Source organism: Phycisphaerae bacterium (assembly GCA_012729815.1).
Taxonomy (GTDB): Bacteria; Planctomycetota; Phycisphaerae; order JAAYCJ01; family JAAYCJ01; genus JAAYCJ01.
Map to the genome: position 1 here is coordinate 1 of JAAYCJ010000291.1, position 20,677 is coordinate 20,677.

The window sequence follows — 20,677 nt, forward strand, 5'->3', positions numbered from 1 at the left end:
CGACCCTCATGACGACGCACCGGTTCGTATTCGGTCAAATCGCGGAGGCCTTTCGCATGATGCAGGACAAAGCCGACGGCATCATCAAACCGTTGATCCGTTTCGAATGAAGGCGGGCAGATCGTTCCGGTGCATCTCGCCCGCGGGTTGCTTAGCCGCTTCCGTCGAGCGCCGAAGTCTCGGAGGTGGCTGTAACGGGAGAAACGGCTGGGACGGGTGTCGATAACGGCCCATCATGGCATAGCGCGGCAGACTCCAGCGCACGCGACACCCAGACAATGCCGATGCATCCGACGACCAGGTCCGTGACGAGACGCCCGCCGAAAACGCCGGTCACTCCCCCAAAGTGGGCGCCCAGGTAGGATAGCGGTATCAGCAGGCCAAGAACCCGCACCGCGTTGAGAATCGTCGCCGAGACGGGTTGGTACATGCCGGTCAGGAAGAAACCGCAGTAGCGGTGGACCTCCATCATCCCGTAGCCGAAGGAGATGATCCGGATGTACGACACCAGCGTCGCGGCGACCTTCGGATCGTCGGTGAAGAACGCCGCCAGCCAGGGAGCCATCAGGAAGAAGACCGCGGTCACCAACGCGCCGTAGCCCAGAGCGAAGCGGGTCGATATCCGCTGGGCCTCACGGAGCCGGTCGATGCGACCAGCCCCGAAATTCTGGCTGACGAACGGCGTCAGCGAAATGCCCAGCGCCATGGGAACCATGAAGGCGAACATCTCGATGCGGCCGGCCGCACCGGCGGCTGCGACGGGCTCATTGCCGAACCCGCTCAGGAGCTTGGTAATGATGGCGGCCGAGATCGGCATCAGGATCATGCTCAGGATACTCGGCACGGCAAAGCCGGTGATGCTCCGCAGCGATGCGAGATACTCCCTGAGTCGCGAAACGCTCAGAACCAGCAGGCGATGCTTCCGCACGAGCAGGTGGATCATCCAGATGGTCGAGACGCCCTGGGCGATGACGGTGGCCAGGGCCGCCCCGCGGATTCCCATGGCCGGGCAGCCGAAATAGCCGAAAATCATGATCGGATCGAGAATCAGGTTCAAAAGCGTGCCCAGGATCATAAACCCGCTGGCCGCCTTGGAGTCGCCGGCCGAGATCAAAACGCCGCTGCCCACCATGGGCAACGTCATGAACACCGCGCCCAGGTACCAGGTGCGCATGTACTCGCCGATCAGCGGCAGCGTCTCTGCGTCGGCGCCGAGGGCGGTGAAGATCGGACCGATCGAAACGTAGCCGCCGATCGAAATTACCGCCGTGACAACCAGCGTCAGCAGTGTGCCGTGCGTGGCCAGCCGGACCGTGTACTCGCGGTCGTGCCGGCCGATCGCGTGCGAGACCAGCGTCGTGACGCCCGACCCGATGCCCCGGGCCACGCAGGTCAGCAGCATGACCACCGGGAACGTGAATCCCATCGCGGCCAGCGGGATCGTCCCCAGTTTCGCGACGAACCACGTGTCCATCAGGTTGTACGCGTTCATCGCGAATGTGCCGGCCAGCATGGGAAACGCCATGCCGAACAGCGTGCGGGTGACGCTTTTGTGGACGAGCACCGCCATTGTATCCTACCTGCTGATTACGTTTTTCATCGGCGTGCTCGGTGCGGCGGCGCATTTCGGCGATGCCGGCCGGGGCGGAGGCCGTGAAGTATCCTGCTACAGTGTCAAGTATATCCTCGCCGAACGCGGGAGCAAGCCCCTCGATGTCTTGAATTGGCATCGCCCCGGGATTCCAGGAAAAGCGCTCGACCGCAAACAGGGGCACGTTAAGATGGCCTAGTGCGCCCAGCGGACCTGACTTTGGAGAAAGACAATGGATATTTGCCGTCCTGGACCTGATGGATCCTCGGTTTCGGCCTCCAACGCCTATCAAACCGGCCGTGGTGAGTTCTCCTCATCGGCTCGGTGGATATGGGCCGAGGACCCAAATCTGGAGGCTTGGTGGGTTTTCCGTCGGGGATTTGTGCTGCCGGCCGACTGCCGCGATGGGCGGCTTCATATCACAGCGGCGTATCACTATCTGCTGTGCGTCAACGGCAAACTGGTTACCCGAGGCCCGGCCCGGTCGTACGATTTCCACAAGCTGTACGATACGGTGGACGTCCAGCCGCTTCTGCGACCCGGCGAAGCGAACGTGGTGGCCATTCTTGCCCCGTCCTATCAAACGCAGCGCCGCCGCGGCGTGCTGGCGGAACTGGCCTGGTGCGACAGCCACGGACATCGCCACACGCTCGCCACGGACGGTAACTGGAAGTGCCGACGGCACAGTGCATTCAAGGCCGATACCGCCGGTCGGGCGCTGGGCATTGAGCTGCTGCTGGGACGCGAAGAGTGGTTTGACGCCCGCAACGAGCCGCTGGGCTGGAACACCGTCGAGTTCGATGATTCATCCTGGAAGCAAGCCGTCGAACTCGGTCCAGCGAACATGGCCCCATGGTTCACGCTGGAGGCCAGCGGCATCAGTCTGCTCACCGACGACCCGGTACAGCCGGTTTCCTTCGCCGCCGTTGAATTGGCCCGCTTAAGGCCGGGTTACCGTATTCGCCTCGTCTCGCCCGAACCGTACATCAACGCCGTCAAGCTCTTCCTGACCGAGGTCACGTGCGACGGACGCGCCGCCGTTAGGTTCCACGGAGACGCGCGGATACTCCTGAATGGCACGCCGGCGGCTCCCGATCCGTCGTCCGGACAGGTTTCGCTATCACAGGGCACGCACCTGCTGGGCGTGCATCAGGCCGGGTACTACCGGTTCGAGATGGAACTGCTGATCGAAACGGAAGCCGAACTGTCGTTCTCCGCGAAACGCATTCTGGCAACGGATAACGCGGATTGGGCGCTGTACGCGTGTGCGGAGGCCGAGGTCGCATATCCCTGGCACCAGACCGCCGCCGACGTGCCCGCGCCCGCGGCGCTGCGGCGTCTGCTGGAAACGGCTCGCGCCGAGGACATTCCCAATGATCTGAGGAAGCAACTCTTTCCCGCCGCGGCGCAAGTGGGAAGCGTCAGCATGGACGTGATGACTCAGCGGTACTACCGCGTTCGTGGCGGCTGCACTGACCCGGCGATCGAAACGGCCCAACCGCGCATGCCCGCACCGCCGGAACTTGCCTCGCCCTTGTCTTACGCCCATCATCTATTACACGATCAGCCGGATGCTGCGGTGATCCATCCAACGCCCGGCTACGATACGCACGTCGTCCTGGATTTCGGCCGTGAGCGGATCGGTTATGCGGAACTCACCATCGACGCCCCAGCCGGCGCCGTCGTCGACGCCCAGTGCTTCGAGAAGATCGATCCGACGGGCATCGCCTGGATGAAGCACAACGGCTTCCGCTACGTCTGCCGCGAAGGGCTTCAGACGTTCACATCCCACTTCCGACGCGGGTTCCGCTACGTGTCGGTTACGCTGCGTGACTTCGACCGGCCGGTCCGGTTCTACTCGTTGCGGTGCCGGCAGTCGTCGTATCCGGTGCAGCGGACGGGCGGCTTCGAGTGCAGCGATTGGCAACTCAACCGGGCCTATCGCATGAGCGTGGACACCGCAGCCGTCTGCATGCTGGATACCTACGTCGACTGCCCGGGACACGAGCAGAACTTCTGGGTCGGCGACGCCCGCATCACCGCCCTGATCAACATGCTGGCGTTCGGAGCGTTCGAACTGGACCAGCGGTGCATCCGCCTCGTCGCCCAGTCGCTCTCGCCGCAGTGGGTTCGGGAGTACCGACAGAACGACGAGCGGTACACCAGCGGCCGCTTTGTGCCGATGTCCGCGTTTCCAAACTACCCGGAGGGCGGGCTGCCGATGTGGTCGTTCCAGTGGGCTCTGCAGTGCTGGGAGCATTGGCTGCACGGCGGTAACCTCGACGATCTGAAAGAGAACTACGGCTACGTCGCCGAGTTCCTGCGGCATTGCCGGCTGTTGACCAACGAACGCAACCTGTTCGACATGCCCGGTGCGTGGAACCTGATCGAATGGGCCGCCAACGATCTGTCGCCGCACGGCGAGGTGACGGCCAACAACGTGCTGCTGGTCCAGTGTTTGCGCGAAGCAGCGGCGATGGCGGAGACGCTGGGTCTGGCCGAGGACGCCAGGAGCCACACAGCCGAGGCCGAGGCCCGCTGTGCCGCAATCAACCGGTTCTGCTGGAACGGCGAGCGCCAGGCCTACGTCGATACGGTCCGTGATGAATGGGCCTACGAATGCTACGTTGCCCTGTGCACACAGAAGGGATGGCACACGCTGTCGTGGGAGCAGTATCACGGTTGTCTGCGAGTGAGCGAGCAGACAAACACGCTGGCCGTCCTGTGCGGGTGCGTACCGCCGAAACGTCTGGGTGCGGTCAAGCGTATCGTCACGCGGGTGACGGATGGGCGGTTCGTCACCAGCAGCCCAGCCGGTCGTCGCGTCGGTCCGCCGGCGGAGCAGGAGGCCCCCGACGGTATAGTGGCGATCGGCTCACCGTTCTTCCTGTTCTTCTCACTGGATGCCCTCTTCCAGTTGGGCCAAGACGCCGCCGCGATCCAGGTCATGCGGCGCGAATGGGGCAAAATGGCCGCGATGGGATGGCGCACCTGCCCCGAGAGCTTCGGCCATGCCCGCAGCGCAGCCCATGCGTGGAGCGCCGCGCCGGCGGTCTACCTGCCCAAACACGTGCTGGGCGTCCGTCCGCTGGAGCCGGGATACCGCACCTTCACCGTCGCTCCCTGCCGCAGCGATCTGCAGTGGGCCCGCGGCTCAGTCGCCACGCCGTACGGCCCGATCCACGTCGAGTGGCAACGGGATGAACGAAACGAACTGGCCATCACATGTTCGGCTCCGCCGGAGTGCCAACGGGCTTGACGCACGAACGCGAACCTGGTAGGTTGAGTGAGCCTTATGTTGCAGGATGCGAACAGCGAAGGTCACAATGATCCGAGTCGAACGTTTCAACCAAACCCACCTTTCGCAGCTCCAGGCCCTGATCAACGCCCACCTGCAAACCGTAGTGCCAGGTTGGTCCCTGCCGGAGGAGTACATTGCCAGCCGGATCGAGTCGAACCCGTTTGAACACATCTGCGACCCGTGGGTGGTTGAGCGGGAAACCCTCTGTGCGCTCAAACGCGAGCGCGTCTGCGCGGCTGGACATCTGCTGCGGTACGGCGACGACCCGGAGGTCGGCGAAGGCTGCCGCAATGTCGCTGAGATGAACTGGTTTCTCGCCTGGCCGCAGGATGCCGACGCCGGTCACGCGCTGCTACAGGCGGCGTGCGAGCGGATGGACCGGTGGAAGCCGTCCCAGCAGTGGGGGGGTGTGACGCTGCCGGTTCCCTGCTGCGCCGGCATTGCAGACGCCTGGCCTCATATTGCCACGATGCTTGAGACCGTTGGTTTCATGCATGAAGGCCATATCGAGTCCGTGTACGCGGGACGGCTTGACGGGGTCGTCGGACCCGGCGACTCGCCCGTCGGCGGCGTCAGTCTCCGACGCGAAGCATGCGATCGGGGCGTCAGCTTCACCGCCTACGAGGGCGACCGCCGCGTCGGACACTGCCAGTGCGCAGCCGATCTGACTCTGGGCGGGCGACTGCTGGCGCTGCGAAACTGGGCCGAACTGGCGGACATGCTGGTCACCTCGGAATACCGCAGTCGAGGGATCGGTTCCTGGCTGGTTCGCCATGCGGCGCAATGGCTTCGCCTCGCCGGCTGCGACCGAATCGTCATCGCCGTCGCCGCGGATGACGAAGCCGCCGGCGCCGGACGCTTCTACCAGCGTTTCGGCTGGCACAGCATCACCCGCCTCCGTCGCGGCTGGCAACGGACGGTGGTAGCCTGACAGAACCTCCGTTCGGCGGCGGCTACCGGATCGGTCCTTTCCGTCGGCGGGCGAGTTCCTGCATGTCAGCCACCGCATCGCTTTCGTCGACGATCTCTTCCCCGACCAGCGTTTCGAAGAGGTCCTCGAGGGTGACGATACCCGACATGCCGCCGTATTCGTCCACCACCAGGGCGATGTGGTGCTTGTCGCGGATGAACGTCTCAAGGGCGTCGGCGACGGTGGCCTGCTCGGGCATGACCGGCAGAGGCCTGGCCAGTTCCTTGATCGACCGGGCGTCCTGTCCGGCGGAATGGGCGGCGTCGAGGGCGAAACGCGGGACGTAGCCGGTGATCTGCTCCGCCGCGGCGGCGTAGACGGGAATGCGGGCGAAGCGGATCGGATCGTGCTCGGCCAGGGCCTGGCCGACCGTCATCTCCTCCGGCAGCGAGAATACGACCGTGCGCGGAGTGAGCACGTCAACCAGATGAACGTCGGATAGCGAGATCAGGTTCGAGGCGATCTGGTACTCGCGGTGGTCCATCGCCCCGCTGGCGTGTCCCATGCGGATGTTCGCCGCCAACTCGGCCCGCGTCAATCGGTCGGCGTGACGCTGATAGCCCACCAATCGATTAATCCACTCCAGAGGGATGATCAGCGGAAGACACAGCAGGATCATCAAACGAATGGTAACGGCGGCGGGAATGGCCAGGGCCTTGGCGTGAACGGCTCCGAGTGTCTTGGGGAGAATCTCACTGGCGACCAGGATCAGCAGGGTCATGATCGCGCTGGCGATCCCGACCGCGCCGCTGCCGAACACCACCGCCGCTTGGGCTCCGACGCCCGCTGCCCCGACGGTGTGAGCGATCGTGTTAAGAGTGAGAATCGCCGCCAGCGGCCGATCGATGTTCTCCTTCATGTCGCGCAGAGTCCGCCCATAGCGCGAACCCCGCTCGACCAGTGCCTCGACGTAACCGCGCGGCAGACTGAGCAGGCACGCTTCCAGCAGAGAACACAGAAACGAAACGGCGATAGCCAGCAGACCGTATACGAGCAGGATCGTCATGCGCTGGAACCTCCCATTGCGGTGCCCTCTGAACCCATCCTGACGCCATCGGGCGGACCGGTCAACAAAAACCCGCGCCGGCGGCCGCCGCTGCACAAGGATTAGGTGCTTGCCTGTCAGTAAGAGAATCTGAAAAAGAATGATTTTCTTTTTGAAAAAGGGGTGTTCAGCGGGCAGAGAAGATGCTATACTATTTTATTACGCGGCGATGGACCGCGTCAATAGGGGTTTACTGCTTACGAGCAAGAAAGTCGATTTGGTTTATGCAATTTGAAGAATTGCGGCTCATCGAGCCGCTCCTGCGGGCCGTCCGTACGGAAGGCTACACCACACCCACTCTCATTCAGGAACAGGCGATTCCTCATGTACTTGACGGTCGCGACTTGGTCGGCTGCGCGCAGACCGGGACGGGCAAGACGGCGGCGTTCGCGCTGCCGATTCTGCAGCTTCTGAACGGCCGGCGAAGCGAGACTCAGGAAGGAAAACGCCGTTCCAGCCGCCGGGCCATCCGGTCGCTGGTCCTGACGCCGACCCGTGAACTGGCCGCCCAGATCGGGGAGAGCTTTGGCACGTACGGGCAGCACACCGAACTCCGCTACACGGTCGTTTTCGGCGGCGTCAAGCAGGGGCGTCAGGTCGATGCCCTGCGTAAAGGCGTGGACATTCTCGTCGCCACTCCGGGCCGGCTGCTGGACCTGTTGGAGCAGAAAATCCTGAGCTTGCGGGACATCGAAATCTTCGTCCTGGACGAAGCCGACCGGATGCTGGACATGGGATTCATCATCGACATCCGCCGCGTGATCGCCCAATTGCCGCCCAAGCGGCAGAACCTGCTGTTCTCAGCGACGATGCCGCAGGAGATCCGACAACTGGCTGAGAGTCTCCTCGATGACCCGGTCATGGTCCGGGCGGCCTCGACGGTGTCTGTGGCGCCGGACGCGGTGGACCAGGCCCTCTACTTCGTCGAGTCGACCGAAAAGACCCAACTGCTGGAGCACCTGGTCAACGACCCGCAGGTCACGCGGGCCCTGGTCTTCACGCGAACCAAGCGCCGGGCCGACCAGGTGGCCAAAAGCCTGAGCCGTCGTGCCATCGCCAGCGAAGCCATCCATTCGAACAAGTCGCAGAACGTACGCGAGCGGGCCTTGGCCAACTTCAAAGGCGGGAAGACCCGCGTGTTGGTGGCCAGCGATATCGCCTCGCGCGGCCTCGACATCGAGGACGTTTCGCATGTGTTCAACTACGACCTGCCGGACATCGCCGAGGTCTACGTGCACCGGATCGGCCGGACCGGCCGGGCTGGCGCCAGCGGACGGGCCATTTCGTTCTGCAGCCGTGACCAGTACGACGAGTTGCGGGGAATCCAACGACTGCTGGGCCGGGAAATCCCGGTGCTGAGCCACGCGATCTGCAAGAAGGTCGAGAAAGTCACCGCTCCCAAACGCACGGCGGAACGCCGGTCGTCCGACGTGCTGCCGTCCGCGCAGGCAGAATCATCCTCAACGCCTCGCCGCTGGGGATTCGGCAAGAAACGCACGCGCAACCGTTCACGGCGCCCGCGGGTCGCATCATAGCGGCTGTGACAGCCGCGGTATTCCACGCGGAGCGTTCCGCACGCAGCGGCGATCAAATCGCCGTCGTGTCTGCTACCACCGCGCACTCAATGTCCTCCTTGTTTACCGAGTGCGCGATCAGCAGCTTGTCCCTGTCCGCGAAGCAGCAGGGATACTGGTAACCGTCCGCCTTGAGCAGGCCGAAGAGTCGCTGCGACGTCGGGTCGTCGGCCACCACATAGGCCTTGTCAAACACCAAACCGTCGTCGCTGAGCAGCAGCAGCAGGTGCATGCGGTTCAGCAGCGTGGGAAAGGCATTGTTGCACAGGTAGTATCGCCCGTCGGCCAGCCGCCCCGCGCTCAACCGGCTCATCGAGTCCGGAATGTCCGAGATGGCCGGGGCGGTGAAGGTGCGGCCGTGGTCGTCGCTGGTGTTGACCCAGACCCGACACGACTGGCCCTCGTCCCGCCAGAACACCACGATCCGCCCGTCGTCGGTCTTATACCACGTGCCTTCGCCGTAAGGGAAAACCGCGCCCTGCGGTTCGGGCACGCGAATGACCTCGGGATGCTTGCAGAGCTCCTTGCCGGGCCAAAGAAGAATAGCCGGGCCGTCTTTCATCGCAGCCGCGCACAACAGCCGGCCCTCATCCGTCAGCCGTGGAGCTTCAAAAAACCACCGCAGATTGTCCGTAAAGTCGAACGCCTTTTTCCACTTGCAGCCGTCGGTTGATCGATAGACCCGAACCTGCTGGGTGGCCGGGTCGATCCGACGCATGCCGACCACGGAGGCGTCGCGCTCGCACGCCTCCTCCATGACAATCGCCAGCAGGGCGTCCTTGGTGGAAGAAAGACCGACGCTGTTGTGGGCGAGTGTGGTGCCGTTCCTCCCGCCGACGATCACCGCCGGTTCGCTCCAGCTCAGCCCGTCCTTCGACGAACTGATCAGGACCCGTTGGCCCGCCGCCTCTTCATCGCGGATGCCGTTGGACCACGAGAGGAAGTACCGGCCTTTGAACTTGGTGATCTGCGGATGGTGACAGTAGGAACCGGAGCTCCGCGTGCCAGTGTAGACCCGCGCCCGGACCGCGGGAAGATAGGGGATGATCGGCTCAGCCAGCGACGACGGGCCGTGATCGTCCGGCTTCATCGGACAGCGGTAGTCCTGCATGCAGTGGTGCATGTGGAAATGCTTGAGCTTCCCCTCGACCTCGGGGCTCAGCATCTGGACGTACTGCCGGGTCGTGATCTTCAGCGAACCGCTTCGCCTGCCCTTCGTCATGGCCAATCTCCATCACAAATTGCTGTCGCGACGCCGCGTTTCGGGCGATTCTACGTCCCACTCGGCGGGAGTCAATCCAATGACGGGTCTTCCGCGGCTCCCTTCACCATATCAAAGATGCTGGTCAGACAGCCACTCTGGACCTTCATTGGACCGGGACAAGCCGCAGCAGCACGGTCTCGTACTGCGACATCTCCAGCGAAACGCGATCGACGTCGTGGTCGAGAATTGCACCGTCAATGGCGTTCCGGACGGTGTAACGCTGCGGCAGCGTGACCGTCTTGCCACCCTCCGACGCCGCGTGTATGGCCGCAAAGCCATTGCCGACGTAGACGATGTCATCGGAGTCCAGGTAGATGTGGACGCCGCACAGCCGGTAGAGTTCGCGCAGCCCTTCCGGCGTCCACTCGCAGAAAGTCGGCGCGTCCCGCCACGTGTCGCCCTCTGGGTCCAACCAGCGGGACCCGGTCAGGCTCGTATGCAGAATGCCGCAACGGTCGCCGTGTAGATGTCCGAGCAGTTGTTGCTCGTCCTCGCATATCTCATGCCAGCCCAAGAGCCAGAGAAACTTGAACCGAACTCCGGACATCTCGGCCAGATCGTTTCGCAGAAAGAGCTTGTAGGGGGTACCTGCCTTGGCAAGCGCCTGACGCTGGTTGATGATCCTGGCCGTCAGTGCACCATAGGAATTGTCATGAAACAGCAGCTTCTCATCAGCGATGACGCACACCTCCGGCTCCGGAAATGCACCGGACGGTTCGGCGCTCGCCGCGGCGAGTTTCTGGCAAACCTCGATCTCCCGCAGCAGGGCGAAATCGTCGAACCAGCCGCCCCACATGTCGAACCACCAGCCGCCGTAGCGGTTGGTGAGCATTCGCGCCGCGTTCGTCCGAAGCAGCATGGCTGAAACGCAAGAACTCGCGGGCCCGATCCAGACGCCTTCCGAGTAGGCGCCCTCGGGGCAGATATCGCCCGCGACGTCGTTCAATAGCGTCGTGCGGAACGTGCGGGTGTCATGCTCCGCCATCCAGAGTTTGCCGTGAAGGCGGACACTATCCGCCGCCGCCATCGGCGGCCAGTCCAGTCCCGGCTGGCGATCGTAGGCGTTTGGACTTGCCAGATAGTCTAGGTGGGGCGACTCCAGGAGCCGGCCCAACGCGTTGTGCCCTTTGCGCGGATCGGTGATAAAGTAGTGATAGCCATAGAACGCGCCGGTCAGCAGACGCCCGCTGGATGCCTCCTTGACCGTCCGCGCCAACTCATCGATCCGGTCCGCCAGTTCGGATGCGTGAAACTCCAGCGTGTCGGTGACGGCGCCGGTGAATGGGGCGTCCGGATTGATGTCCGCGGGCAATGCACCCTCGCCGGCATCGCTTCCGTATCGGGCGATCATCCACTTCCGAAACGCGGTGACGCGGTGCGAGGAATTGTCCTCAAAGCGGTCATAGTAGTGATACACCCACTCCTCGGTTCCTCCCGCAGCCAGGTGGATGCCGGCCAACGCGTGCGCGTATGCCGAGTCGCTGAGCCAGGAGATGATCTGCTTGAGCACATCACGACAGTCGGCCATCCACTTCGGTGATGAGAAGCACTGGCGAAGCGTGCTTCCGTCATTGAGCAGACAGCACTGGTTGGGATACTTCTTCTCCCACCACGTCGGCACATCCAGATGAAGGCGGATGAGAACAACCGCATCGGGAATCGCGGACAGAATCTTATCAAAATCGGCCGTCAGGTCCGAGAAATCAAAAGTGTTGTCGTCTCTCCATATCCCTTTGCGGAATGCGCCGATTCCGGAGTGAATGTTTATTCCGCGGCCCGCCAGATAGGCTGGGAAACAGATCAGCCGAAGGCCGCAATCGGCCATCTGCCGATAGTATTCCGGTTCAGGCAGATAGGAGGTGTACGCGACAGCCGGGATGGACCGCCCGTCGACCCGAAATGATGGAAAACCGCTGAAGTCTATTCGGCTGTGCGGAAAGCGTGTGGGCATCGTCAAGTCCTATGGCATCGTCTTCCCTGAGCGGCAGTCGGCCGCGGAATCATGTTGCCGATATGAAGCTGATCGGCGAAGTCACCAGGTGATCGTCATCATCCCCTTGGACGTGGATCGTATAGCAAACCGTGCCTCCCTCGAACATCTCATCTCGCCACCGTAGCGCGAAACGATCCTGCCGCTCCGGCTCGACGGCACAAACGGTCCGCCCGGATCGCCGGATTTCGACCCGCCGAATGGTGCGGCCGGAAAAGCTCCCCACAGCGAAGTGAATTCCTGGCCGCTCGGCCGTGCGGTGGGGCCTCCGTTGAGGAAGCGGTTCGATCCTCTCGGGAACCAGCGAACCGTGAACGGAGACGCTGCGGCGCTCGCGCCAGGCCTCGAAGAGGTCCGCCAGCGTGCGGCCGCCGCTGGTGTGCAGATAGGTGATCTTGCATCTTGTTGAAAAGCTCCTGGTAGTGCACCCGGGCCAGCCACGGAACGGCGAAGGGGTCCGGATGGCCGTGGCTGCGGCACCAGCCGGAATGGTTCAGCGTCGCCGCATTCTCGCGGCCGCTGTACCCGTCCGGCCCGTACTCGCTGCCGTGGTTGCCCGCGCAGAAGACGAAATCGCCGCCGAGCGCAGCCGCCTCAGCCATCAACTCCTGCGGGCTGGCCCGGTGCTCGGGCGGATAGCCGAAGGCCGTGTGGAAGTGCACGAACCCGGCCAGCCACCCGTCCGGAATCTGCGATGGAAGCAGTCTTATGCCCATGCCGCCATGCTAAACGAACCGCAGCCCCCTGTAAAGCCTTGTAAGCCAACGCCATTTTATTAGAATCCGGTGCATGCCGCATCGCAGCGTCAGATCGTGGTCCGACCGCCGCATCGCCGCACTCCTCTTCGTCGGCGCGATGGCGATGTACGGGTTCGGCAACGGGCGGACCAGCCTGTGGGACCGCGACGAACCTCGCTTCGCCCAACCCGCCAAAGAGATGATCGCCGCCGACACGCTCTACCCGTGGATCGTGCCACATTATAACGGCGAACCGTTCTTCCACAAACCGCCGTGGTGCTACTGGCAGATCGCCGCCGCCTATAAGCTTCTCGGCGTCAGCGAATTCGCCGCCCGATTCTTCTCAGGCCTGTGGGCGGCGGGAGCCGTCGTGCTCGTGTTCTTCTTCAGCCGACGGTGGGGACATCAGGCCGCCATCGCAGCGGCCCTGGCGACGGCAACGGCACTGCTGACCGTCGTACTGGCCAAACTCGCCATCGCCGACGCCACGCTGCTGTTCTTCACGCTGGCGGCGGTGTTTGCCCTGTGGCGGATCATTGAGGGCGGCAATTCAGCCGCCAATCGCTTCGCCCTCTGGACCGCCTTGGGAATCGCCGGACTGATCAAAGGCCCAGCCGTGCTGGTGGTGATCGTGCCGCTGGCGATCGGCTTTGCCATCGTCGATCGCGACCGTAGCTGGCTGCGGCGGATGGGGCTCGCGTGGGGTCCAGCCCTGGCCCTGGCCATCGCGCTGCCGTGGTTCGTCACTGCCGACCGGTTCGCCGAAGGGGCCTTAACCGAGCGATTCGTCGGATACGACATCATCCAGCGGATACTCAAACCGGCTGAGGGACATCGCGGGTTTCCGGGTTACTACGTGATCAGCGGCTTGATTGGGCTGTGGCCGTGGTCGGCGCTGCTGGTCCCCCTGGGCCTGACCGTCTGGCGGCTCCGAAGCGAACGGGTGGTGCGATTCGCCTTCTGCTGGCTGGTCGCCCCGACGCTCGTGCTGGAGCTGATGGCCACGAAGATGGTCCACTACTGGCTGCCCATGGTCCCAGCCTACGCGCTGCTGTTGGGCCTGGCCCTCCAGCGGTGGCGCAGCGACTGGCCGGCGATCTGGCGGCGATGGGTCCGGCCGGTCCAGGTGGCGGCGCTGCTGGGTTATGCACTGCTGGCGGCGGTGATCTGCGCAGCCTCACGCAACGAGCACGCGGGCCCGTTGGCCGACGCCTTTCTACCCGCCATCCCGCTCCTGCTTCTCCTCCCAGCTGCGTTGTTCCTGATTCGCGATCCGTTCCGCCTGGTCGGCGGTCTGGCGGCCGTCGCAGCCCTGATCGCCGCTGTGCTCTCCTGGACTGCCGCAACGGTCGAGCCGTACAAGCTGACCCACACCGCTGCCGTCGAGATGAAGCAAATCGGCGGACCGCAGGCCCTCTACGCCCTCGCCGGGTGGGACGAGGAAAGCATGATCTTCTACCTCCACGACGGAAAGCAGGATGTCCGAATCGTTGCTCCAGATGCCTTGGCGAAACTGCCGCCGGACACGCCAGTAGTCGCCGCGGTGCGGGCCGATCGGCTGCCGGCAGGGGGGATCGAAGGCTTTCAGGAGATCGCGCGGGTCAACGGCTACGACTACACCCGCGGCAAGTGGCGGCAGGTCGTGATCCTCCAGCGGCCGGGCAAGGGCGAAACAAGCCCCTCTACGACGAAGGCGAGTGGCGCTTCCTGAGCTGACCGCAGGCGGCGTCGATGTCCGCCCCCTTGCTCGCCCGCAGATTCACGTTCACCCCGCGCTGCCGCAGCTTCTTCGCGAACTCCTGAACCACCACTCGGTCCGGCGGACCGAACGCCGACTCCGCCACCGGGTTGAACGCGATCAGGTTCACGTTCGCCCGGATCGACTGGGCCAGCGACGCCAGTTTCTCCGCGTCGTCGTCCGAAAGGTTCACCTCTTCCAGCAGCAGGTACTCGATGGTGATCTCGCGGCCGGTCACGTCGAAATAGTGCCGGGCCGCGTCGATCACCTCCTTGAGCGGGTGCTTCTTCGCCAGCGGGATCAGCGTCTCTCGCACCGCCTGGTTGGCACTGTGCAGCGAGATCGCCAGCGTGATCTGAAGCCCCTCGCCCGCCAGCCGACGCATCTGTTCCGGAACCCCGACCGTCGACAGCGTGATGTGCCGCGCCGCGATGTGCAGGCTGTACGGCGAATTGATGATCCGAACCGCCTTGAGCACGTTCTCGTAGTTGAGCAGCGGCTCGCCCATCCCCATCAACACCACGTTGCCGATCCGACGCCCGTCCTCGTCGGCAATCATCTGAAGCCGCAGCAACTGCTCGATGATCTGCCCGGTCGAGAGATTCCCCGAAAAACCCGCCTGGCCCGTCGCGCAGAACGCGCAGCGAACCGGGCAACCGAACTGCGTCGAAAGGCACGCCGTCAGACGATCGCCCGCCGGGATCAACACCGTCTCGATCCGCTGGCCCGCGCCGAACTCCAACAGCAGCTTGACCGTCCCGTCGCGGCTCTCCTGTCGGGTGATTTCGCAGCCGGCCAGAACCCGCCACGCCCGCGCCAACTCCTGTCGCAAGTCCTTGGACAGGTTGGTCATCTGCTCGAAGTCCGTCTTCCGCTTCTGATAGATCCACTCGAAAACCTGCTCCGCGCGGTAGCGCGGCAGCCCGCGCTCGACCCACCGGTCGCGCAGCTCGTCGAGCGTCAGATCCAACAGGTGCTCTCTATCGTCTTGGTCGGGCATGTTCTTCCAAAAAGCTCGCAAATTCGCCGCCGCTGACGAACGCCTCGAACTCCTTCATGTCGGTGAAGTTGCGCGTCGACAACAGCCGGATCACCCAGTTCTCCGTCAGCGGCGAGATCGTCAACACGATCCGTCCCGCCCGGTACGCCTCCCACATCTCGATCGCCGTGCCCATGCTCGCCTGCGGCACGTACGCGATCACCACGTCGGCCTCCGAAGCCATCGCCACGTGCTCGAAAAACACCTCGGACGCCCGCTGCTGATCGTAGCTCAGGCTGTTCGGATGGTTCTCGTGCGGACAGTAAGCCTCCGCCTCGGGCAACGCCGCCTTGAGCAGCGATCGAAGCCGTCCGCGATACTCCTGATCGTGGATCACCGTCCCGATCTGCGAGCCCTGGATGATCCCCGCGAGGAAAATCTTGACCTTCATAGCGCCTGGTATCTCCTTTGGCCCGATGCCCTTGAATGCCGCGTCGGCCCCCGCGCCGCGATCCGTCGGCTTGAGTTGCCCACCGGTGGCGGATACAATTGCCCTGGAGGCGTTACCGAAACCGCCATGCGAATTATAGCCACCAGCGATCTGCATTACAACATCGCCCGCTCCAGACCCGGCGTACGCCAAGCGGCCCAAAAGGTGGCCCAACGCGGCGGCGACGTCCTCGTGATCGCCGGCGATATCGCCGGCATCGACACCGCCATCTTCGCTGAGGCGCTCGAGCTGTTCGCGGATTTTCGCGGCCCGAAACTCCTGGTGGCTGGCAACCACGACCTGTGGGTCGCGCCCGGCCGATGCTCGCTGGAAAAATGGTCGCGCGAACTTCCCCAAATCGCCCGCCGATACGGCTTCCACATGCTCGATCACGAACCCTACTACGCCGACGGCGTCGCCTTCGTCGGCACGGTCGGGTGGTACGACTACAGCTTTCGCCTCAGGAAACTGGACGTGCCCCTGCGGTTCTATCAGGCCAAGATGGGGCCCGGACGGGTGGCGGCCGTGCCCGAGTTGAGTAACCTGCTCGAATCCCAGGACGATCTGCACGACCATCACTTCGCGATTACCGCGGCGTGGCGCGACGGGCAGTACGTCAACCTGCCCTTCGACGATCCGGGCTTCACCGACCATCTGGCCGAACGCCTCGACGAGCACCTGAAGGCCGCCGTCGCCCGCAGCCCCCACGTGGTCGCGGTCACTCACCACCTGCCACGACGCGAACTGGTCTGGTATCGCGGCGATCCCGGCTGGGACTTTGTGGCTGCGTTTCTGGGCAGCGACAAACTGCACGCCGTCCTGCGGCGCTACGAACCGGTCAAATTGTGCTTATCCGGCCACAGCCACCGTGCCGATTCTATCAAGGATAACGGCACGCACTACGTGGCCATCGGAAGCACTTACCTTGATAAGGCATTAGTGGAGCTTGATCTGTGACGTCGTTCGCGGGTCTTCGCCGCAAAACGAAGGACATCTTTTTCCATCACATCCTCCACGCGGATGACAGCCCCGGCCGGATCGCCCTCGGGGCGGCCATCGGCATGTTCGTCGCCTGGACCCCCACCATAGGTGCCCAGATGCTGATCGCGGTCTCGCTGGCTGCCTTCCTCGGGGCCAACAAGGCGGTGACCCTGCCGGTGGTCTGGATCACCAACCCGGTGACCGTCGTGCCGATCTACTGGTTCAACTATCGCCTCGGCTACTTCCTGATCACCGGCGACTGGCACTCCGGCGGAGCGGTGCGGGGCAAGATCGTCGAAATGTGCCGCGCGTCGCTGGGCACGAACATCTTCAGCGACACCTACTGGCGCGACCTGACCCGGCTGATGGTCGACATCGGCTGGCCGCTCTGGACCGGAAGCATTTTCACCGGACTGATCCTCGGGCTGATCACGTACGTGGCGATCCGGCAGATTGTGCTTCGCCATCGATTCCGCAAGTCGCTGGCCGCCCTGGAGGACGCCGTCGAGCAGGAAGTCCATGCCGCCGGACAGCGGCAGTCCGAGAAGTCGGACAAGGAAAAGAACCACAACGCTGCATAGGATCAAATTGTTCATGACCCAACTGCTTGTCGAAACGATCCCGCTGGGCCCCATTCAGACCAACTGCTACGTCATCCATCCGGAGAGCGCGAATGTCTGCTGGATCATCGATCCGGGCGGCTTGCCCAAGCCGGTGATCGAGCGGATTGAGGCGAACAGTCTGCAGCCGGAGATGCTGATCGTCACCCACGGCCACTGGGACCATTTCATCGGCAACCGTTGCCTGAAGGACCGCTGGCCGCAGCTTCCCATCGCGATCCACGAAACCGACGCGCCGGCCCTGCCCGATCCCAACGTGAACCTCTCGCTGAGCTTCCTTGGCCGGTTCATCAAATCGCCGGAGGCCGACCGCCTCCTCCGCGACGGCGACCGCCTGGCCCTCGACGACCTGGAATTCGAGGTCATCCACACCCCCGGCCACTGCCCCGGATCGATCTGCCTCTATTGCGACCAAATCCCAGCCGCCTTCGTCGGCGACCTGATCTTCGCCGGCGGCGGCGTCGGCCGCACCGATCTGCCCCACAGCTCGACCGAACAACTCTACGAGAGCATCCAGAGATTCCTGACCCGCATCCGACCCGAAACCACCCTCTACCCCGGCCACGGCCCGCCCACCTCCGCCGAACAGGAACGTTCGCTCCTGCTCGGCTCCTTCTGACGAAGGTTGCGTAGGTGCTTCACATCCTCACGACACAGAGATACCTGTAGAAATGTCCGCCGTTTCTACTGGCGGCCCGAAACGCGGCCAACCCCAACCATCCGATCCGCAAGGCGCGGGACAAAAATGAGAAAGCGGCAATTTCGCATCTCCCGGCTGCGCCGGAGCTTCGGGTGGTTTCCGAAAACAACTTCCCCTGCCGATGTGGCAAATCTGAAAACCTGTGGCATCCTTATCCGTGGAGGGCATGGATCCTCCCGTCGGGCCGACACGGGCGAGCGACCGCCCGGCCGACGGCTCTTTGACAACACCATAGCGACATTGCCCGCATCCGCGGGAGCTTCACCGCCGGGGCAGCGCCCGAAACGCTCTTGACCAACCGGACGGCGATGGGTAATCTCAACCCAAACCCGGAGGAAAGTCCATGCCCTTGAACGAACCGACTGATCGGCCGTTGAGTGAGAAGCTGCATTTCTTCGGCGAGATTGTGCGCCTGGCTGCGATGGTGCTCGGCCTGGTCGCGATCGGCCTGGGCATCTCGTACGCCGCCGACCTCTTCTGGGACGTTCGAACCGCCATCAAGCACCCCCAGGAGTACCACGCGACCCTCGACGGCTGGGCCCAAGCCCTCGGCGGCGAAGACCAGAAGGTCGTCTGGTCCAGCGGCCAGTACCGCGCCGACCGGCTTTTGGCTATAACCGTCCTCGGCGGCGGAACCTTCCTGCTCGTCTGGATCATCGTCGCCATCATCACCGCCGGCGCCAAAGTCATCGCCTGGTCCGTCCCCAGCGCCGAAACGGTCAAACGAGTCCTCAAAGAAACCCTCGGCCCCAACGCCGCCGAAAAACTCCGCGAAATGGGCAAGCAGCGGGATCGCTGAGAGCGGTAGCGGTAGGGCGGATGGTTCTGCGGCAAAGCCGCAGGTTCACTCGCCATTCGAGGTCGCCAACGAGGAGCCCAAATTCGAAATCCGAAGTCTCATTTGGGCCGGGTTAGCGGTCTATCGCCTTACTCGCCGCCCGTAACCGCTCCAACGACCACGTTGAACTGGTTCATCGTCGAGCGGTCGCGGGAGATGATGGCTTTGCAGTTGGCTTCGATTCGGGGGGAGGCGTTGGCGATGAACCGCTGGGCCACCGCCTGCTTGCGCTCGCTGTGGCGGGCCTGCTGGAGGAACAGGTAGCCGATGTAGATGTCGCAGGCGACGTCCACGATCCGCCGGCCGTAGAGGTCCATGTAGTCGGTGCCTTCCTCCTTGACCACGACCAGCGCCTCGGCCAGCTTGGCGGCGCCGTCCTTGAGCACCGCGACCAGATCGCGCAGCGGCTCGGGCCATTCCATCGCAGCGAACTCGTCAAACGCCTTGCCCGCGGTGCCGGAGGCCACGCCGCGGACCGCCGCCACTACCTGCAACTGGCTGGTGCCTTCGTAGATGTTGGTGATCCGGGCGTCGCGATAGTGCCGTTCGGAGGGGTAGTCCTTCATGTACCCGCTGCCGCCGAGGATCTGGATCGCGTCGTACGCGACCTTGTTGCACATCTCCGAGCCGAAGTATTTGCACATCGGGGTCAGCATGCCGGCGAGGCGCTTGAACCGCCGCGACTCGTTCTTGAGTTCCTTGAGGCGGTCCTTGTCGGTCACCTGGCCGGTCTCGGTCTGCCAGAGGTACCACCGCTCGTGATCGACGACCTTGGCGCACTCGTAGAGCAGCGCGCGGCCGGCTTCGACCGCGATTTTCATGTCCATGAGCATGTCCCGCACGGCTGGGATTTCCTCGATCGCCATGTCGAACTGCTTGCGGGTGTGGGCGTAATCGCGGGCCACCGCATAGGCCGCCTCGGCGATGCCCACCGACTGCGAGCCGATGCCCACCCGGGCCCCGTTCATCAGGCTCATCACGTAGGGCACCAGACCGCGCTGACGCTCGCCGATCAGCACGCACGGCGTGTCGTCGAAGAAGATCTCGCACGTCGGCGAGCCGTGAATGCCCAGCTTCTCCTCGAGCCGGCGGATTTTGACCGTCGGGCCCTTCTCGCAGAGGAACAGGCTCAGGCCCAGGCCGCCCGCCCGGTCCGACTCGCTGCGGGCCAGCACCAGCAGCACCTCGCCGCAGCCGTTGGTGATGAAACGCTTGACGCCGTTGAGGAACCAGTTGCCCGACTCGTCCTGGTACGCGATCGTCTTGACCGCCTGCAGGTCCGACCCGGCGTCCGGCTCGGTCAGCACCATCGCCCCGGTGTACCGGCCGTCCGAGAAACCGGGCAGATACTTCTGCTTGATCTCGTCCGTCGCGTAGGCGTTGATCGTCTCGGCGATCCCCTGGAGGCCGAAGATGTTCATCAGCGAGGCGTCAGCCCGCGAGACGATCTCGGTCGCCATCGTGTAGATCAGGTTCGGACAATTCAAGCCGCCGAAACGGTAGGGGAGGGTAAAGCCCATCACCTCAGCCTTCGAGAGCATCTCCAGGTTCCGGCACATGCCCGCAGCCCGCTGGACGGTGCCGTCGGGCAGCAGCGTGTTGCCTTCGCGGTCGATGCTTTCGGCGTTGTCGGCGATGAACTCGGCGCTGAGCTGGCCGATCATCTCCAGGATCCGCCAGTAGTTGTCGATCGCGTCCTGGGCGTCCTTCGGCGCGTGATCGAACTCGCCCGAGAACCGGTAGTTCTCCTCCATGAAACCGGCCAGGGTGCCCAGGTCCATGGTCTTGAAGTTAAAGACAATGTCTTGATTGTCGGTGAAGAAATTCGGCATTGCTGAACCTCGCTATTGGCCTTTGCC

16 protein-coding genes are annotated in these 20,677 nt (G+C 63.7%); 8 read left to right on the forward strand and 8 right to left on the reverse strand.

Annotation, left to right across the window (positions count from 1 at the left end; translation table 11 throughout):
* Nucleotides 1–151: 151 nt before the first annotated feature.
* Nucleotides 152–1,570, reverse strand: coding sequence for an MATE family efflux transporter (locus GXY33_18835; GenBank protein ID NLX07198.1), 1,419 nt, complete (start codon nt 1,568–1,570; stop codon nt 152–154).
* Nucleotides 1,571–1,973: 403 nt separating this feature from the next.
* On the opposite strand from GXY33_18835, the gene GXY33_18840 reads away from it, so the two are divergent.
* Together GXY33_18840 and GXY33_18845 are read left to right on the forward strand one after the other, a co-directional pair.
* A complete protein-coding gene (locus tag GXY33_18840; GenBank protein NLX07199.1) occupies nt 1,974–4,850 on the forward strand; it encodes a family 78 glycoside hydrolase catalytic domain in 2,877 nt (958 codons plus the stop codon).
* Nucleotides 4,851–4,917: 67 nt separating this feature from the next.
* Nucleotides 4,918–5,823, forward strand: a complete 906-nt coding sequence (locus GXY33_18845; GenBank protein NLX07200.1) for a GNAT family N-acetyltransferase — start codon at nt 4,918–4,920, stop codon at nt 5,821–5,823.
* 22 nt (nt 5,824–5,845) lie between these two features.
* Here GXY33_18845 and GXY33_18850 read toward each other — a convergent pair whose 3' ends face one another.
* On the reverse strand, nt 5,846–6,868 hold the full coding sequence (locus GXY33_18850) for a DUF21 domain-containing protein (protein ID NLX07201.1): 1,023 nt from the start codon (nt 6,866–6,868) through the stop codon (nt 5,846–5,848).
* 263 nt (nt 6,869–7,131) lie between these two features.
* On the opposite strand from GXY33_18850, the gene GXY33_18855 reads away from it, so the two are divergent.
* On the forward strand, nt 7,132–8,442 hold the full coding sequence (locus GXY33_18855) for a DEAD/DEAH box helicase (GenBank protein ID NLX07202.1): 1,311 nt from the start codon (nt 7,132–7,134) through the stop codon (nt 8,440–8,442).
* A 52-nt stretch (nt 8,443–8,494) separates the two neighbouring features.
* On the opposite strand, the gene GXY33_18860 is transcribed toward GXY33_18855, so the two are convergent.
* From GXY33_18860 to GXY33_18870, 3 genes are all read right to left on the reverse strand, one after another.
* Nucleotides 8,495–9,703 (reverse strand): hypothetical protein, encoded by a 1,209-nt coding sequence (locus GXY33_18860; GenBank protein NLX07203.1) that lies wholly within the window; start codon nt 9,701–9,703, stop codon nt 8,495–8,497.
* Between the two features lie 145 nt (nt 9,704–9,848).
* Entirely contained in the window at nt 9,849–11,696 is a 1,848-nt protein-coding gene (locus GXY33_18865) for a hypothetical protein (GenBank protein ID NLX07204.1), read from the reverse strand.
* A gap of 149 nt (nt 11,697–11,845) precedes the next feature.
* On the reverse strand, nt 11,846–12,451 hold the full coding sequence (locus GXY33_18870; protein ID NLX07205.1) for a 5'-nucleotidase: 606 nt from the start codon (nt 12,449–12,451) through the stop codon (nt 11,846–11,848).
* 73 nt (nt 12,452–12,524) lie between these two features.
* Between GXY33_18870 and GXY33_18875 the strand changes: the two genes are divergently transcribed.
* Nucleotides 12,525–14,183, forward strand: a complete 1,659-nt coding sequence (locus GXY33_18875; GenBank protein ID NLX07206.1) for a glycosyltransferase family 39 protein — start codon at nt 12,525–12,527, stop codon at nt 14,181–14,183.
* Here the strand turns inward: GXY33_18875 and rlmN are convergent.
* Together rlmN and GXY33_18885 are read right to left on the reverse strand one after the other, a co-directional pair.
* Nucleotides 14,155–15,210 carry a 23S rRNA (adenine(2503)-C(2))-methyltransferase RlmN gene (rlmN, locus tag GXY33_18880; protein ID NLX07207.1) on the reverse strand — a complete coding sequence of 352 codons (1,056 nt, stop codon included), beginning with the start codon at nt 15,208–15,210 and terminating at the stop codon, nt 14,155–14,157. The two genes, GXY33_18875 and rlmN, sit on opposite strands and share 29 nt — an antisense overlap.
* Complete coding sequence (locus GXY33_18885) at nt 15,191–15,640, reverse strand: hypothetical protein (protein NLX07208.1); 450 nt, start codon at nt 15,638–15,640, stop codon at nt 15,191–15,193. The genes rlmN and GXY33_18885 overlap by 20 nt, the downstream gene beginning before the upstream one ends.
* A gap of 126 nt (nt 15,641–15,766) precedes the next feature.
* Between GXY33_18885 and GXY33_18890 the strand changes: the two genes are divergently transcribed.
* From GXY33_18890 to GXY33_18905, 4 genes are all read left to right on the forward strand, one after another.
* Entirely contained in the window at nt 15,767–16,636 is an 870-nt protein-coding gene (locus GXY33_18890; GenBank protein NLX07209.1) for a hypothetical protein, read from the forward strand.
* Nucleotides 16,633–17,241 (forward strand): DUF2062 domain-containing protein, encoded by a 609-nt coding sequence (locus GXY33_18895; GenBank protein ID NLX07210.1) that lies wholly within the window; start codon nt 16,633–16,635, stop codon nt 17,239–17,241. Before GXY33_18890 ends, GXY33_18895 begins: the two co-directional genes overlap by 4 nt.
* A gap of 13 nt (nt 17,242–17,254) precedes the next feature.
* Complete coding sequence (locus GXY33_18900) at nt 17,255–17,899, forward strand: MBL fold metallo-hydrolase (protein ID NLX07211.1); 645 nt, start codon at nt 17,255–17,257, stop codon at nt 17,897–17,899.
* 424 nt (nt 17,900–18,323) lie between these two features.
* Nucleotides 18,324–18,779, forward strand: coding sequence for a hypothetical protein (locus GXY33_18905; protein ID NLX07212.1), 456 nt, complete (start codon nt 18,324–18,326; stop codon nt 18,777–18,779).
* A 128-nt stretch (nt 18,780–18,907) separates the two neighbouring features.
* Here the strand turns inward: GXY33_18905 and GXY33_18910 are convergent, their stop codons facing one another.
* On the reverse strand, nt 18,908–20,650 hold the full coding sequence (locus GXY33_18910; GenBank protein ID NLX07213.1) for an acyl-CoA dehydrogenase: 1,743 nt from the start codon (nt 20,648–20,650) through the stop codon (nt 18,908–18,910).
* Nucleotides 20,651–20,677: the final 27 nt, after the last annotated feature.

Bases quoted from the DNA above. Each gene is read 5' to 3' on its own strand.
- GXY33_18835 (NLX07198.1), bottom strand. From the start codon at position 1,570: ATGGCGGTGCTCGTCCACAAAAGCGTCACCCGCACGCTGTTCGGCATG.
- GXY33_18845 (NLX07200.1), top strand. From the start codon at position 4,918: ATGATCCGAGTCGAACGTTTCAACCAAACCCACCTTTCGCAGCTCCAG.
- GXY33_18850 (NLX07201.1), bottom strand. From the start codon at position 6,868: ATGACGATCCTGCTCGTATACGGTCTGCTGGCTATCGCCGTTTCGTTT.
- GXY33_18855 (NLX07202.1), top strand. From the start codon at position 7,132: ATGCAATTTGAAGAATTGCGGCTCATCGAGCCGCTCCTGCGGGCCGTC.
- GXY33_18860 (NLX07203.1), bottom strand. From the start codon at position 9,703: ATGACGAAGGGCAGGCGAAGCGGTTCGCTGAAGATCACGACCCGGCAG.
- GXY33_18865 (NLX07204.1), bottom strand. From the start codon at position 11,696: ATGCCCACACGCTTTCCGCACAGCCGAATAGACTTCAGCGGTTTTCCA.
- GXY33_18870 (NLX07205.1), bottom strand. From the start codon at position 12,451: ATGGGCATAAGACTGCTTCCATCGCAGATTCCGGACGGGTGGCTGGCC.
- GXY33_18875 (NLX07206.1), top strand. From the start codon at position 12,525: ATGCCGCATCGCAGCGTCAGATCGTGGTCCGACCGCCGCATCGCCGCA.
- rlmN (NLX07207.1), bottom strand. From the start codon at position 15,210: ATGCCCGACCAAGACGATAGAGAGCACCTGTTGGATCTGACGCTCGAC.
- GXY33_18885 (NLX07208.1), bottom strand. From the start codon at position 15,640: ATGAAGGTCAAGATTTTCCTCGCGGGGATCATCCAGGGCTCGCAGATC.
- GXY33_18890 (NLX07209.1), top strand. From the start codon at position 15,767: ATGCGAATTATAGCCACCAGCGATCTGCATTACAACATCGCCCGCTCC.
- GXY33_18900 (NLX07211.1), top strand. From the start codon at position 17,255: ATGACCCAACTGCTTGTCGAAACGATCCCGCTGGGCCCCATTCAGACC.
- GXY33_18905 (NLX07212.1), top strand. From the start codon at position 18,324: ATGCCCTTGAACGAACCGACTGATCGGCCGTTGAGTGAGAAGCTGCAT.
- GXY33_18910 (NLX07213.1), bottom strand. From the start codon at position 20,650: ATGCCGAATTTCTTCACCGACAATCAAGACATTGTCTTTAACTTCAAG.